The sequence below is a fragment of the Sphingomonas sp. CV7422 genome, from assembly GCF_027945725.1.
Classification (GTDB): Bacteria; Pseudomonadota; Alphaproteobacteria; order Sphingomonadales; family Sphingomonadaceae; genus Sphingomonas; species Sphingomonas kyungheensis.
In genome coordinates, this window is record NZ_CP115900.1 from 3,418,142 (window position 1) to 3,433,185 (window position 15,044).

Sequence of the window (15,044 nt, forward strand, 5' to 3'; positions counted from 1 at the left end):
GTGAAGACAGGCCTCTGATCAGCGGCGTGGCCGCTGCTCGTCCCGCGTATCCACGCCCGCCGCGGCGGGTTCGCCGATCGCCGCCTCGCCGGCGAGCGCATGCTCGGCATCCTCGCCGATCGTGTCGAGGTGCATCAGCCGCGTCACGAACGGCGCCAGCACCAGCACGACGAGCCCCACGCCCATCGAGAACCAGCCGATCCGTCCATAGACGACCAGCACCTGTGCGGGTCCGGCGCCCTCGCCGCCGGTCGCCTGCGCGATCAGCCCGGCGATGAAATTGCCCGCCGCGGTGGCGAGGAACCAGGTGCCCATCATCAGTCCGGTCATGCTCGCCACCGAGAGGCGCGTCATCGACGACAGGCCGATCGGCGAGAAGCACAGCTCCCCCATCGAATGCAGCATGTAGAGCAGGATGACGAAGATCGCCGGGGTGAGGCCGCTCGCCGGCGCGCCGAGGATCAGCGCGAAGAAGCCGGCGCCGACGAGGACGAGGCCGATGCCGAACTTGAACGGCGCCGACGGCTCCAGCCCGCGCTTGCCGAGCGCCGTCCACAGCAGCCCGAACAGCGGCGCGAGCGTGATGATGAAGAAGGAGTTGACCGACTGGAACCACGAGGCCGGCATCTCCCAGCCGAACACCGTGCGGTCGACCGACTGGTCGGTATAGAGGTTGAGCGACGATCCCGCCTGTTCGAACAGCGCCCAGAACAGCGGCGACAGCGCGACGAGGAACAATGCGGCGAAGATGCGATGCCGCTCGACCCGCGGCAGCGCGCGAAACGCGGTGAGCAGGATATAGCCGACGGTCAGCGCCGAGCCGACGATCAGCACCAGCCCGACCGCGCCCTGGCTGCGCACCAGCCACCATGACAAAGCGACGCCGACCAGCGCGCCCGCATAGATCGTCCATTCGACCGACAGGCCGATCGGCGACTTGACGCTGAGCCCGCCGACGACCGGCGGCTCGCCGACATCGTACAATTCGCGGCGCAGCATGACGAAGACGATCAGCCCGAGCGCCATGCCGATCCCCGCCGCGCCGAAGCCCCAGCCCCAGCCCATCCGCTCGCCGAGATAGCCGATCAGCAGCGGGCCGATGAAGGCACCGGTGTTGATCCCCATGTAGAAGATCGAGAAGGCGCCGTCGCGGCGGCTGTCGTCACGCGGATAGAGCTTGCCGACCAGCACCGAGATATTGGCCTTGAGGAAGCCGGTGCCGACGATGATGAAGGCGAGCGCGAGGTAGAAGCCGTTGAGCGCGCTGCCCTGCACGCCGATGGGCGCCTCGAACGCGGCGATCATCAGATGGCCGATGGTGATCAGCACGCCCCCGGCCAGCACCGCCTTGCGCGGCCCGAGATAGCGGTCGGCGATATAGCCGCCGATGATCGGCGTGACGTAGATCAGCGCGGTATAGGCGCCGTAGACCGCGAAGGCGGGCTGTTCGCCGAACAGAAAGTGTTTGGTCAGGTAGAAGACCAGGATGGCGCGCATGCCGTAATAGGAAAAGCGTTCCCACATCTCGGCGAAGAACAGCATGAACAGCCCGAGCGGATGTCCGAGGAGGGTGCGCGCGTGGGCCGGTACGCCGCCCCCGCTCGCCGATGTGATGGCCATAAGGTCTGACAACTCCGACACAAACATGGAGCCTGCCCGATCGGGCGGCGGATCGCGTCAACCTAACGGCTGATCCCCTGCTGTAAACATCGCCGCCAGCGGCTATGGGCGGGCATCATGTTCAACGACACCGCCACGCCGCTCTCGCTGCTCACCACCCGCCGCTCCGGCAAGCCGCGCGATCTCGTCGCCCCCGGCCCCGATGCGGCGCAGCTCGATCAGATGCTCGCCATCGCCGCGCGCACCCCCGATCACGGCAAGCTGTCGCCGTGGCGGTTCGTGGTGATCGACGATCGCGATGCCTTGTCGCAGCTGCTGGCCGACGCCTATCGTGCCGAACGCCCGCAGGCGCCGCGCGGCGACACGGATGCGCTCGACCAGTTCGCGCGGCAGGCGCCGGAGCTGGTCGTGGTGCTGTCCGCGCCGGTGACGACCAGTCACATCCCACTGTGGGAGCAAGAATTGTCCACGGGTGCAGCGACGATGAACCTGCTGCATGCCGCGCATGCGATGGGCTTCGCCGCGGGCTGGCTGACCGGCTGGCCGACCTTTTCCGATCGGGTGCGCGACGCATTCGGCGCCGCGCCGGAACGGATCGCCGGCTTCGTCTTCATCGGCACGCCGGGACGGCCGCTCGACGAACGGCCCCGCCCGGATCTCGCACGCATCGTCTCGCACTGGCCCAAGGCGGGATGACGCCGCGTCGGTGCGCGATGGACCTTTGTCGGGAATAGTGTATTAAGTCAGCATGACAGCGCTCAGCAACGAGGACAGCCCGGTCTATATCCGGCTACGCGGCACCATCGCGGCAGGCATCCTGCGCGGCGACTATCGCGCCGGCGACCAGCTTCCCTCGGTGCGCGCCTTCGCCGCCGAACATGGCGCCAACCCGCTCACCGTCGCCAAGGCCTATCAGAGCTTCCAGGACGACGGCTATGTCGAGGTGCGCCGCGGCGTCGGCATGTTCGTGCTGCCCGGCGCGGCGGAAAATCTGCGCGCCGCCGAACGCGCCGCTTTCGTCGAGACGCAATGGCCGCGCATCCGCAGCTATATCGACCTGCTCGGCCTCGACGCCGCCGACCTGCTCGCCTGCGAACGGGCGTAGCCCCGCGGGCAGCAAGCCCGGCGCAGGTGTTTCGAGCCTCATACCCTCATCCGTCAGCCCCGGGCCCGTCGAAGGGCGGCTTGCCCGGGTGAGCCAACGTGTGGGAGGGGGCGGGCTTCGACAGGCTCAATCCGAACAGCGGGGAGCCCCCCGCCCCCGGTTCAGAACAACTCCAGCGCCGCCACCTCGTCCGGCGTCAGGTCGATCCCGAACATCAGCGACATCCGCATGCGATAGACGCGGGGGTCGGTGATCTCGGCGACGCTGCTGTTGTCGCCGGCGCGGCGGTGATAGCGGCGGTCGGTCAGCCCGGCGAGGCCGTGCGGCAGAACGATGCTGGCGATGGTCCGCTGGGTGAAGCGGCTCTCCGGCGCGGTCGCGGTCCAGTGGTTGGACAGCGCGAGATCGGCGTCGAACACCTCGGCCTCGTGGAAGCTATATTGCCGCTGCCAGCCCTCGCCGGTGCCGCGCCCGTCGGTCGAGCCGGGATCGCCGCGGCGGCTGAGCATCCAGCCATGCTCCGCGTCGCGCTCGAGTTTGAACGCGGCGCCGTCGGGGGCCTCCGCCTGCCAGCCGTCGGCCAGGGCCATCACCGGCGCGTAGCTGCCGCCGAAACCGGGGTCGGCGATCCAGTCGCGGCCGTCGATCGTCACCAGGCTGAACGTGTGCGTCAGCGGCGGCGCCTGCTCGGCGCCGAGCCAGACGCGGGCGAGCAGCGGGCGGACGGTGAAGCCGAGCGCGGTCAGCGCATCCATGAACAGCCGGTTCTGCTCGAAGCAATAACCGCCACGCTTGCCGGTGACGAGCTTGGCGAACACCGACGCGCCGTCGATCGCGATGCCGCGGCCGAGCCGCACGTCGAGATTCTCGAACGGGATCGACAGGCGATGCTCGCGCTGCAACCGGCCGAGCCCCTCGGCATCCGGGGTGACGCGCGCGGGCAGGCCGATGCGGGCGAGATAGGCGTCGAGATCGAACATGGGGTTTCCTTAAAATCCTCCCCGCTCGCGGGGAGGGGGACCAGCCGCAGGCTGGTGGAGGGGGGCTGCCGCACACGTAGCGCCTGCGGAAGCCCCCCTCCGTCAGCGCTTGCGCGCTGCCACCTCCCCGTATCGGGGAGGATTAGGTCAGGCGGCGAACGCCTCGGCCGGCACCGCGTACAGCACCTCGGCACTGGCGCAAGCCGCCGCCTCCAGCCCCAGCGCCTCGGGCACGATCTGGTCGAGGTAGAAGCGTGACGCCGCACGCTTGACGGTGGCGAAGCCGTCGTCGCCCGCGACCAGCCGGCCGGAGCGCTCCATCAGCCAGCCGCAGACCGCGACCGAGGTCATCGTCAGGAACGGATAGCTCGCGGCGAGCCTGTCGTCGGCATCCGCGGTGGCCAGCCGGCGCGCGATCCGCTCGACCGCGTCGATCAGCGCGACGAGCTGCGGATGAGCCGCCTCGCTGCGCATGTCGGCGACCAGCGCCGCGAAGGCGCCGCCATTGTCGAGCGCCAGCTTGCGCCCGACCAGATCGGCGGCCTGGATGCCGTTGGTGCCTTCGTAGATCGGCGTGATCCGCGCATCGCGGAAATATTGCGCCGCGCCGGTCTCCTCGACATAGCCCATGCCGCCGTGCACCTGGATGCCGAGGCTGGCGACCTCGTTACCGATGTCGGTGCCATGTGCCTTGGCGAGCGGCGTCACCACCTCCAGCCGGTTGCGCGCCGCCGCGTCGCCGAGCGCGGCGCGATCGACCTGCCCCGCGGCATAATAGACGAGCGCGCGCGCCGCCTGCGTCTGCGCCTTCATCCGCAGCAGCATGCGGCGCACGTCGGGATGATCGACGATGCGCACCGCCTCCTTGCTCGCCGCACCGGCCCGCGCCGACTGGACGCGTTCGAGCGCATAGCCGACCGCCTTCTGCGTCGCGCCCTCGGCGATCTGCACGCCCTGCAAGCCGACGTTGAGCCGGGCATTGTTCATCATCGTGAACATCGCGCGCATCCCGCCATGTTCCGCGCCGATCAGCTCGCCGATGCAATCGTCGTGATCGCCGAAGCTCAGCACGCAGGTCGGCGAAGCGTGCAGGCCCATCTTGTGCTCGATCGACACGACGCGGACGTCGTTGAAGTCGCCCGGCCGGCCCTCGGCATCGAGGCGGAATTTGGGGACGAGGAACAGGCTGATGCCGCGCGTCCCTGCCGGTGCATCGGGCGTGCGGGCGAGGACGAGGTGGACGATATTGTCCGCCATGTCGTGGTCGCCGAACGAAATGTAGATCTTGGTGCCCTTGATCGACCAGCGCCCGTCACCGAGCGGCTTGGCGGTGGCGCGCAAGGCGCCGACGTCGCTGCCCGCCTGCGGCTCGGTCAGGTTCATCGTGCCGGTCCATTCGCCGGTGGCGAGATGCGGCAGATACTGCGCCTGCTGCGCATCGCTGCCATGGTGGATCAGCGCCTCGATCGCGCCGACGGTCAGCGTCGGGCAGAGCGCGAAGCCCATGTTGGCGCTGCCCAGCGTATCGAGCACCGCGGTCTGGATCGCGAACGGCAGGCCCTGCCCGCCGAAATCCTCCGGCACGCCGATGGTGCCCCAGCCACCCTCGACGTAATCGTGATACGCCTTGATGAAGCTCGCCGGCATATGCACGCCGTCGGGCGACCATTTGGCACCCACCGTATCGCCCTCGCGATTGAGCGGCGCCCATTCGCCGGCGGCGAACTGGCCGACGCCTTCGAGCACCGCGTCGACCACGTCGGCGCTCGCGGCGGCGAAGCGATTGGTGGCGGCGAGTTCGTCGATGCGGACGACATGCTCCAGCACGAAACGCTGATCGGCCACGGCTGCGGTAAAGGACATCATTCTCTCCTGGTGAGGGAGACGATATAGCCCCGACGGATGGCCGATCCAAACCCGCGCATCTTACCCTACGGCATGGCCGCGCTCGCCGAGGCGGCGGCGCGAATCACCGCCGGCGAATGCGTCGCGGTGCCGACCGAGACGGTCTATGGCCTCGCCGCCGACGCCGGCAACGCCGATGCGGTGGCGGGCATCTATGCCGCCAAGGGCCGGCCGAGCTTCAACCCGCTGATCGTCCACGTTCCCGATCATGCCGCCGCCGAGCGGCTGGTGGTGTTCGACGCCGATGCGCGCGCGCTCGCCGCGCGGTTCTGGCCGGGGCCGCTGACGCTGGTGCTGCCGCTGCGCGACGGCGCGCCGATCGCCTCTTTGGTGACGGCAGGGCTGGCGACGCTGGCGATCCGGGTGCCGCGCCACCGCGCGATGCAGGCGCTGCTCGCCGCGACCGGCCGACCGCTCGCCGCGCCCTCCGCCAATGCGAGCAACCAGCTGAGCCCGACCCGCGCCGCGCATGTCGCGCAGAGCCTCGGCACCCGCGTGCCCTTGATCCTCGACGACGGGGCGACCGAGGCGGGGCTCGAATCGACGATCATCGCCGGGCGGACGATCCTGCGCCCCGGCCCGATCACCGCCGCCGACCTGCCGTTTCCCGCCCTCCCCTATATAAAGGAGTCTGCGATCACCGCGCCGGGGCAGCTCGCCACCCATTATGCGCCGCGCAAGCCCTTGCGGCTCGACGCGACCGAGGCGCGGCCGGGCGAGTGGCTGATCGGGTTCGGTGCGGTCGGCGGGGAGGATACGCTGTCCGCGACGGGCGACCTGCGCGAGGCGGCGGCGCGGCTGTTCGACGCGCTGCACCGCGCCGATGCGAGTGACCGCGCCGCGATCGCGGTGGCGCCGGTGCCCGCCGAAGGACTGGGCGTCGCAATCAACGACCGGCTCGCGCGCGCCGCGCATCGCTAGGCGGGCATCTACCCGCCTGTCATTTCCGCGCAGGCAAGACCTGAATAATACTGGCCAGTGCTCCTGCGGACGCAGGAGCCCAGGGGCGCAAGGCAAGTCAGTCGTTGCTCTGCTTGACCTGGGTTCCTGCTTGCGCAGGAACACTGCGACGCTAGGCAACGACACCCACCTCCGTAGTGTTCGCCGCCGAATACGCATCGCCTGCCTGCCAAAGCCTACCAGACGCCGAAAATCCCGGCGGCACGAGGGCCACCGGGATTCTGGCTTCGCCTGTCCTTGGGGAACAAGCTCGGTCGGCGCCTTTGCCCTTGGGGGGCGGCGCCAGCGCCGATCTGAGGATTACTGGAGCAGCTTGAGCACGCCCTGCTGGCTCTGGTTCGCCTGCGAGAGCATCGCGGTCGACGCCTGGCTGAGGATCTGCGCCTTGGCGAGCGCGGTCGTCTCGGCCGAGAAGTCGGCGTCCTCGATGCGGCTCTTCGCGTCGGTCAGGTTGGTGACGTTGGTGGTCAGGTTGTTGACCACCGACTGCAGACGGCTCTGGCCGGCACCGATCGAGGCGCGGGTCGTGTTGACGGCGCTCAGCGCGGTGTCGAGCGTGGCGAGGGCGTTCTGCGCGTTCGTCGCGTTGCTGACCGAGATACCACCGGTGATGCCGTCGGAACCGGCCGGCTGATACATCTGGTCGCCGGTGGCGAGCGTCTTCTCGGTGCCGATGTCAGCCGAAGTGACGGTCGCGCCGCCGAGCTTGCCGCCATAGGCCACGTCTTCCGCGGTGACGGTGCGCTTGGTGCCGACGAGCGGATCGCTCGCGCCGAGCGCGGTGGTCAGGCCGGCGGTCACCGAACCGGCGGTGACGGTGCCGCTGACCGGAACCAGGTTGAGCTTGTTGATCGTCAGCTTCATCTGGTCGCTCGAATTGGCGCCCGCCTGGATCGCGATGCTCTGGTCGGCCGAGGCGCTGAACAGCGACACGCCGTTGAACTTGGTCTGCGAGATCGTCACCAGCTGCTTCTGCAGCTCGGCGATTTCCGTGCCCATGTTGGTGCGGTCCGAGTCCTGATAGGTGCCCGACGCCGACTGGACGGCGAGTTCGCGCATCCGCTGCAGGATGTTGCTGGCTTCGCCGAGCGCGCCGTCGGCGGTCTGGGCGAGCGCGATACCGTCATTGGCGTTGCGCACCGCCTGGTTCATGCCGCGGACCTGCGCGTTCATCGAGGTCGAGATCGCGAGGCCGGCGGCATCGTCCTTCGCCGAGTTGATGCGCTTGCCGGTCGACAGACGCTCCATGGCGGTCGACAGCTGCATGTTGGCGGTGGTCGAAGCGTTCGCCGCACGCAGCGACGCGATGTTGGTGCCGATAACGGTCATGTGATGTCTCCAAAAGCTGCGGCGCTCCCCGCCGCCCCCAGAGCGGAGGGCCGAGCCGCCAAATGGGGAAACGGCCAAGCCCCCGGGCGATTTAGCGAAAAAATCCGGCGCCGCGATTTTGCCGGCCTCACGCACGCGTCTACGCGCGCGTAGACACGCGGGCGGCACGCGCGTGTCGCGCCCGGAAAAATTTTGCCGGCCTGAAACGGATTTTAATCCCGCATTTACTAGCCGGCCCGCATTGCAGCCTTGTCCTTGGGGGATAGCAATGCGTTCGATTTTTCCTTCCGCTGCGGTGTTGCAGCGTCACTATCCGCTCGTCTCGAGCCTGCGTGCGCAGGGCTTCGGGCTTGGCTCGTTCGAGACGGCGCAGCCGGGTCCGGGCGACCTGTTCCTGATCGCCGAGGGCGAGGCACCGCCGGCGCCGGCGCGCACCGTCATCATCGGCGGTGAGCAGCGCCAGGTGCTGCCGTCTCGCAACGGCAATCCGGCACGGATCGCCTTCGATGCCGAGGATGCCGCGGTTGGCCACGGCTTCGCCCGCGCGCTCGTCGCCGGGGCGGAGATGCCGACCGCCGCCGATCCCGAAAGCCTCGCGCTGCTGGCGCTCGCCGAGCGCGTCGCGCAGGCGGACATCACCGTGCTGATCAACGGCCCGACCGGCACCGGCAAGGAAGTGCTCGCCCGCGCGATCCACAACCAGTCGCCGCGCCGCGATGGCCCGTTCATCGCGATCAACTGCGCCGCTTTGCCCGAAACGATGCTCGAAGCCTTGCTGTTCGGCCATCAGAAGGGCGCGTTCACCGGCGCCTCGTCGGGCGGCGAAGGCTTCTTCCGCGCTGCCGACGGCGGCACCATCCTGCTCGACGAGATCGCCGAGATGCCGCTGCAATTGCAGGCCAAGCTGCTGCGCGTGCTGCAGGAGCGCGAGGTCGTGCCGATCGGCGCCTCGGTGCCGCAGAGCATCGACGTGCGCGTCGTCGCGTGCGCCAACCGCGATCTTCAGGCGGAGGTCGCCGCCGGCCGCTTCCGCGCCGATCTCTACTACCGCCTGTCGGTCTTCCCGCTGTCGACCAAGCCGCTCGCCGAGCGCCCGCAGGACATTCCGGCGCTCGCCGCGACGATGATCCTGCGCCATGCCGGATCGCGCGCGGTGGTGCCCTGGCCGACCGCCGCGGCGATCGAGACGTTGATGGGCCACGACTGGCCGGGTAACGTCCGCGAGCTCGAGAACGTGATCCAGCGCGCGCTGCTGTTCGCCGGCGGCGACACGATCGAGGCGAGCCATATCGTCTTCGACCGGCCGGTCAGCTTCACCTTCCACCGCGATCCTGCGCCGGTGACGCAGCTGTTCGCGGCCCCGGCGCCCGCGCCGGCCGAACCGGCGACCCTCGGCAACGTCGTGCAGATGAGCGAATTCCAGGCGATCCGCGAAACGCTCGCGGCGTGCGGCGGCAGCCGGGTCGAGACCGCGCGCCGGCTCGGCATCTCGGAGCGCACGCTGCGCTACCGCCTCGCCAAGGCGCGCGAACAGGGTGACGATCTCGCCCGGCCGCTCAGCATGGCGGCATCGGCATGACCGGCGTCGCCAATGTCGGCGGCGCGATGAGCGTCGACCGGGTGATGCAGCTGCGCGCGCAGATCCTCGAACGCAATCAGGCGCTGAGCCGCGCCAGCGCGACCGACGGCGCACCGGCGGCAGCCAAGCCGACCAGCTTCGCCGATACGCTTCAGGATGCGCTGAAGGACGTCAACGCCGGCCAGAACAAGGCTTCGGCGCTGTCGGAAAGCTACGAACGCGGTGAGACGGTCGATATCGCCAAGGTCATGCTGGCCCGCCAGCAAGCCTCGGTCGGGTTCGAGGCGACGCTGCAGGTCCGCAACAAATTGCTGTCCGCCTACAAGGACATCATGAGCATGCCGGTGTAATCGATGAGCACTGCCCTCGCCCCCGTTTCGACCTCGGCGCTGCCCGAGAAATTCGCCAACCCGCTGTTGCAGATCAAGGGCGTGCTGGCGCAGCCCGCGGTCCGCCGCAGCCTGCCGATGGCGATGCTCGTCGCGCTGATCGGCGCCGCCGCGCTCGCCTGGATGACCTTTTCGACGCCGACGCAGAAGACGCTGTTCACCGGCCTGACCGATGCCGACAAACAGGCGGTGACCAGCGCGCTGACGCAGGCGAACATCGCCAGCAAGATCGACGAGGGCACCGGCGCGCTGACCGTCAACGAGGATCAGTACAGCAAGGCGCGGATGCTGCTCGCCGGCCAGGGCCTGCCGAAACAGGCGCCGGGCGGCTATGCGATCCTCGACCAGCTGCCGATGGGCGTCAGCCGCGCGGTCGAGGGCGAGCGGCTGCGCCAGGCGCGCGAGACCGAACTCGCCCGCTCGATCGAGGATATCGACGCGGTCGCCGAGGCGCGGGTGCATCTCGCCATGCCCGAAGCCAGCGTGTTCGTGCGCGACAATGCCTCGCCCTCCGCCTCGGTGGTGGTCAAGCTGCAGGGCGGCCGTGCGCTCAGCCAGGCGCAGGTCCAGTCGATCGTCAATCTCGTCGCCTCGTCGGTGCCGGGGATGAAGCCCGAAAGCGTCACGATCGTCGACCAGATGGGCGCCTTGCTGTCCAAGCCGGGTGCCGGCGGCGCCGATGCCGACAGCGACGCGCGGCTCGAGATGCAGCGCAAGACCGAGGACAAGGTCCGCCAGCAGCTCGTCCAGTTGCTCACGCCGCTGGTCGGCGCCGGCAATTTCACCGCCGAGGTGCAGGCCGACATCAACCTCGATCAGACGCAGGCGACGCGCGAAACCTATGACAAGGCCGGCGCGCTGCGCGCCGAGACGGGCAATTGGGTCGGCAATCAGGCGAACGCGCCGGCGACGCCGGGCGGCATCCCCGGTGCGCTGTCCAACACGCCGCCGCCCGCCAGCCAGCTCCAGACGCCGCAGCCCGCGGTCGGGGCGAGCGGCAATCCCGCCGCCGCGCCGACGCCGACCGCCGGCGGCCCCGCCCCCAATCCCAACAAGCAGAGCGACAGCTTCCAGCGCGCCTATGACCTCGGCAAGGAAGTGTCGGTGACGCGGCAGGCGCCGGGCTCGGTCAAGCGGCTGTCGGTGGCGGTGCTGCTGCGCGATCCCGACAAGTCGCGGCGCACCGCGGCGGAGATCACGCAGATCACCGATCTGGTGAAGAGCGCGGTCGGCTTCGATCAGGCGCGTCAGGATCAGGTGACGGTGATCAGCCGCAAGTTCGCCGACACCTCGGCGGATACGAGTGGTCCCGCCTGGTATGACAATGCCTGGCTGCCGGTGCTCGCCCGCAACGCCACCGCGATTCTGATCGCGCTGCTCGTCCTGCTGCTCGGCGTGCGTCCGCTCGCCAAGGGTCTGATGAAGAAGCGCGAGGATGCCACCCCGGCGCTCGCCGGCCCCGGCGGCACGATCGCCGGCGGCGAGAGCGACGGCATCACGGTGCACGAGGCGGTCAGCCTCGACCGGCTCGAGGCGACGCAGACCGTCGACGACCGGATCGGTGCGGTGCGCGGCTTCACCCGTGACAATCCGGCACGCGCCGCGCTGGCGATCCGCGACATGATCAAGGCCGACGCCAAGTGACCGCCGCCCCTGCCCCCGCGCGCACCTATACCGGCGTCGAACGCGCCGCGGTGCTGATGATGCTGGTCGGCGAGGACGAGGCCGCGGCCATCCTCCAGAAGCTCGACCCCGAGGAGGTACGCCAGCTCGGCTCGGCGATGTTCGCGGTCGCCGACGTCTCCGAACAGGAGATGGAGGACGTGCTCGACGATTTCGTCGGCAAGGCGCGCGAGCGCACCGGCGTCACCTTCGAACCGCGCCCGCGCATCGAGGCGGTGATGAATCGCGCGCTCGGCGCCGAGAAGGCGGAGAGCGTGCTCGCCCGCATCACCCCGCCCGAAGCGGCGTGCGAACTCGAATTGCTCGACTGGCTCGACGCCAGCGAGATCGCGCAGATGATCGAGAAGGAGCATCCGCAGATCGCCGCGGTGATGATCGCCAACCTCGACCCCGCGGTCGGCGGCCAGGTGCTCGAACTGCTCCCCGATGCGGTACAGCCCGACATCCTCCACCGCATCGCCCGGCTGGGGCCGATCAACGCCGATGCGATCGACACGCTGAAGACGGTGCTCGCCAACCGGCGCGGCGGCAGCGGCGGCGGCTCGACGAGCGGCCTGTCGCTCGGCGGCACGCGCGAGGCGGCGAAGATCCTGCAGGGCGCGCGCAAGGCCACCGAACAGCGCGTGCTGCCCAAATTGTTCAAGATCGACAAGGATGTCGCCAAGGCGATCGAAGAGGCGATGTTCGTCTTCGACAATCTGCTCGACATGGACGACAAGAATCTCGGCACCCTCATCCGCAACGTCGACGGCGACATCCTGTCGCGCGCGCTCAAGGGCGTCGACGAGAATGCGCGCAACCGCTTCCTCGGCTGCATGTCGGCGCGGGCCGCCGACGGCATCCGCGACGAGATGGAGGCGCGCGGGCCGATGAAGCTCGCCGAGGTGCTGGAGGCGCAGAAGGCGATGATCGGTATCGCGCGCAACCTCGCCAAGGACGGCACGATCATGATGGGCGCGGGCGACGACGATTATGTCTGAGTTCGTCGCCGGCTTCGCCGCCCGTCACGACACCGCCGCGCATCTGTTGCAGGCAGCCTTCGCGCCGCAGGCGGGCTTCTCGCCGCGCGACATGTGGGCGACGCTGGAACGGACGATGGGCGCCGCGCCCGATCCCGAACCGCGCTCCGGCCCGCGCCACTTCAGCCCGGCCGATCCCGGCGGCGACAAGCCGACGCGCGGCTGGGACCCGCTCGACAGCGAGGCGGAGCCGACCGGCTTCATCGATCCGATCGAGACCGCGCATGCCGCCGGCTATGCCGAGGGCCTCGCCGCCGCCGCCGCCGCTGCGCGGGAAAGCGGCGACCGCGACCGTACGCTGCTCACCCAGCTGACCGCCGCGCTCGCCAACGGCCATCAGCTCGACCGCGACCGTATCGCCGGACAGCTGCGCCAGACGGTGCTGCTGCTCGTCAACAAGCTGGTCGGCGAATGCGGCGTCGCGCCGGCGGTGCTGACCGCGCGGATCGAGGCGGCGGCCGAACTGCTCGCCGAGGCGGGCGAATCGGCGCTGCTGCGGCTGCATCCCGACGACCTGCCGCTGGTCGACGGCGCGCTGCCCAAATCGATCTTCGCCGCGGGCGATGCGGCGCTGGCACGCGGCAGCTTCGTGCTCGAAAGCGCCTCGACCCTGATCGAGGACGGCCCGGCGCTGTGGCTCGGCCAGCTCGCCGAGGCGATCGACCGGATCCCCGTGCCGCCGCTGGAGGCGCGCGCGTGTTGAACCGCTTCACCAGCGACTATCTCGAAACGCTCGCCGTCACCGATTTCCGCCCGGCGCCCAAGGTGTCGGGCCGGCTCGCCTCCTATGACGGCCTGCTGATGGAAGCGGTCGGCCTGTCGCTGCCGGTCGGCACGATCTGCGAGATCGGCGAAACCGGCGCCAAGGTCGAGGCGGAGGTGATCGGCTTCCGCAACGGCCGCACCTTGCTGATGAACCTCGGCGGTCCCGCCGCGCTGCTGCCGCGTGCGCCGGTCCGCCCCGTCGGCCCGCCCGGCGAGGCGGAGGTCGGCGCGGCGCTGCTCGGCCGCGTCGTCGACGGCGCCGGCCGGCCGATCGACGGGCTCGGCCCGATCCGCGGCGCGGGCAGCTGGCCGCTCGCCGGCAAGCTGCAATCGCCGCTCGACCGCGGCCGCGTGCTCGAACCGATGGACGTCGGCGTCCGCGCGATCAACGGCCTGCTGACGATCGGCCAGGGCCAGCGCGTCGGCATCATGGCGGGATCGGGCGTCGGCAAGTCGGTGCTGCTCGGCATGATGGTGCGCGCCGCGCAGGCGGACGTGATCGTCATCGGCCTGATCGGCGAACGCAGCCGCGAGGTCGCCGACTTCCTCGAAACCAAGGTCGCCGGTGCCGCGCGCCAGCGGTCGGTGGTCGTCGCCGTACCCGCCAACCATTCGCCGGTGCTGCGCATCCGCGGCGCGCTGCGCGCCACCGCCATCGCCGAAGCCTTCCGCAACGAAGGCAAGAAGGTGCTGCTGATCATGGACAGCCTGACCCGCGTCGCCCACGCCGGCCGCGAGATCGGGCTGGCGCTCGGCGAACCGGCGAGCGCGCGCGGCTATCCGCCCTCCGCCATCGCGATGCTGCCCAATCTGATCGAGCGTGCCGGCACCGACGTGCGGACCGGCGGATCGATCACCGCCATCTACACGGTGCTCGCCGACGGCGACGACGGCAACGATCCCGTCGTCGATTCGGCGCGTTCGATCCTCGACGGCCATATCGTGCTCAACCGCCATCTCGCCGAGCGCGGCGTCTATCCGGCGATCGACATCGGCCCGTCGGTCAGCCGCGTGATGACCGACATCGCTCATGCCGATCACGTCCACGCCGCGCGCGTGCTGCGCCGCCACCTCGCCACCTATGAAGAGAATCGCGACCTGGTGCTGATGGGCGCCTATCGCCCCGGCGCCGATCCCGCGATCGATGCGGCGATCGCCGCGCATCCAGCGGTGATGGAATATATCCGCCAGGGCTCCGACGAGGTCGTCGGGCTCGGCGATGCGATCGCCGAACTGACCGGCGTCTTCGGTGCCTGACGCCAAGAAGCTCGCACGCATTTATCGCGTCCGCACGCTCCAGCTCGGGCTGAGCCGCGCGGACGAAATGCGCGCGCACGAGAAATTCGCGAGCGAGGCGCATCTCGCCCGCCGCATCCAGGCGCTCGCCGATGCGGTGTCGCCGACGCCGGCGTCGCATGACAGCGCCGCCGCGCTCGGCGCGCAGGCGCATTTCCGCGAGCGGCTGCATCAATCCTCCGCCGCGGCGCAGGCGCGCGTCCAGTCCGCCGAGATGTTCGTCAATCGCGCGGTCGAGGCGACGCGCTCCGCCAAGCGCGATCAGAGCGCGATCGAGAAGCTGATCGACCGCGCCCGCCGCGCCGCGGTGGCGAAGGAGATGCGCGCGCTGGAGGATACGCCGCCTGTGTCGCCGCTCAAGGCAAAACGGCACGATCCTTGCTAAGTGACGCGGGACACCCGTGTTGCTGACGA

The 15,044-nt window shown here is 69.7% G+C and carries 14 protein-coding genes; 10 read left to right on the forward strand and 4 right to left on the reverse strand.

Features of this window, described 5'->3' with window-relative positions; genetic code table 11:
• Positions 1–18: 18 nt before the first annotated feature.
• Positions 19–1,620, reverse strand: coding sequence for a peptide MFS transporter (locus PBN85_RS16155; protein ID WP_271299626.1), 1,602 nt, complete (start codon positions 1,618–1,620; stop codon positions 19–21).
• 117 nt (positions 1,621–1,737) lie between these two features.
• Here PBN85_RS16155 and PBN85_RS16160 point away from each other — a divergent pair, with 117 nt between their 5' ends.
• On the forward strand, positions 1,738–2,316 hold the full coding sequence (locus PBN85_RS16160; protein WP_271299627.1) for a nitroreductase family protein: 579 nt from the start codon (positions 1,738–1,740) through the stop codon (positions 2,314–2,316).
• Positions 2,317–2,368: 52 nt separating this feature from the next.
• Positions 2,369–2,725, forward strand: coding sequence for a GntR family transcriptional regulator (locus tag PBN85_RS16165; RefSeq protein WP_037535159.1), 357 nt, complete (start codon positions 2,369–2,371; stop codon positions 2,723–2,725).
• 161 nt (positions 2,726–2,886) lie between these two features.
• Here the strand turns inward: PBN85_RS16165 and PBN85_RS16170 are convergent, their stop codons facing one another.
• Entirely contained in the window at positions 2,887–3,705 is an 819-nt protein-coding gene (locus PBN85_RS16170) for an arylamine N-acetyltransferase family protein (RefSeq protein WP_037535160.1), read from the reverse strand.
• A 147-nt stretch (positions 3,706–3,852) separates the two neighbouring features.
• Positions 3,853–5,571, reverse strand: a complete 1,719-nt coding sequence (locus PBN85_RS16175) for an acyl-CoA dehydrogenase (RefSeq protein ID WP_271299628.1) — start codon at positions 5,569–5,571, stop codon at positions 3,853–3,855.
• A 36-nt stretch (positions 5,572–5,607) separates the two neighbouring features.
• Here PBN85_RS16175 and PBN85_RS16180 point away from each other — a divergent pair, with 36 nt between their 5' ends.
• A complete protein-coding gene (locus tag PBN85_RS16180; protein WP_271299629.1) occupies positions 5,608–6,531 on the forward strand; it encodes an L-threonylcarbamoyladenylate synthase in 924 nt (307 codons plus the stop codon).
• A 339-nt stretch (positions 6,532–6,870) separates the two neighbouring features.
• On the opposite strand, the gene PBN85_RS16185 is transcribed toward PBN85_RS16180, so the two are convergent.
• Positions 6,871–7,899 (reverse strand): flagellin N-terminal helical domain-containing protein, encoded by a 1,029-nt coding sequence (locus tag PBN85_RS16185; protein ID WP_037535163.1) that lies wholly within the window; start codon positions 7,897–7,899, stop codon positions 6,871–6,873.
• 268 nt (positions 7,900–8,167) lie between these two features.
• Between PBN85_RS16185 and PBN85_RS16190 the strand changes: the two genes are divergently transcribed.
• Genes PBN85_RS16190 through PBN85_RS16220 form a run of 7 tightly spaced genes read left to right on the forward strand, consistent with a single transcriptional unit; the run spans position 8,168 to position 15,015 of the window.
• A complete protein-coding gene (locus tag PBN85_RS16190) occupies positions 8,168–9,478 on the forward strand; it encodes a sigma-54 interaction domain-containing protein (protein ID WP_037535164.1) in 1,311 nt (436 codons plus the stop codon).
• Complete coding sequence (gene fliE, locus PBN85_RS16195) at positions 9,475–9,828, forward strand: flagellar hook-basal body complex protein FliE (protein ID WP_037535165.1); 354 nt, start codon at positions 9,475–9,477, stop codon at positions 9,826–9,828. Before PBN85_RS16190 ends, fliE begins: the two co-directional genes overlap by 4 nt.
• Before the next feature lie 3 nt (positions 9,829–9,831).
• Positions 9,832–11,511, forward strand: coding sequence for a flagellar basal-body MS-ring/collar protein FliF (gene fliF, locus PBN85_RS16200; RefSeq protein WP_037535166.1), 1,680 nt, complete (start codon positions 9,832–9,834; stop codon positions 11,509–11,511).
• Entirely contained in the window at positions 11,508–12,530 is a 1,023-nt protein-coding gene (fliG, locus tag PBN85_RS16205) for a flagellar motor switch protein FliG (protein WP_271299630.1), read from the forward strand. The genes fliF and fliG overlap by 4 nt, the downstream gene beginning before the upstream one ends.
• The gene (locus PBN85_RS16210) at positions 12,523–13,272 is read left to right on the forward strand and encodes a FliH/SctL family protein (RefSeq protein WP_037535168.1); all 750 of its coding nucleotides are present in this window, start codon (positions 12,523–12,525) and stop codon (positions 13,270–13,272) included. The genes fliG and PBN85_RS16210 overlap by 8 nt, the downstream gene beginning before the upstream one ends.
• On the forward strand, positions 13,266–14,591 hold the full coding sequence (locus PBN85_RS16215) for a FliI/YscN family ATPase (RefSeq protein ID WP_271299631.1): 1,326 nt from the start codon (positions 13,266–13,268) through the stop codon (positions 14,589–14,591). Before PBN85_RS16210 ends, PBN85_RS16215 begins: the two co-directional genes overlap by 7 nt.
• Positions 14,584–15,015, forward strand: a complete 432-nt coding sequence (locus PBN85_RS16220) for a hypothetical protein (RefSeq protein ID WP_271299632.1) — start codon at positions 14,584–14,586, stop codon at positions 15,013–15,015. The genes PBN85_RS16215 and PBN85_RS16220 overlap by 8 nt, the downstream gene beginning before the upstream one ends.
• Positions 15,016–15,044 lie beyond the last annotated feature (29 nt).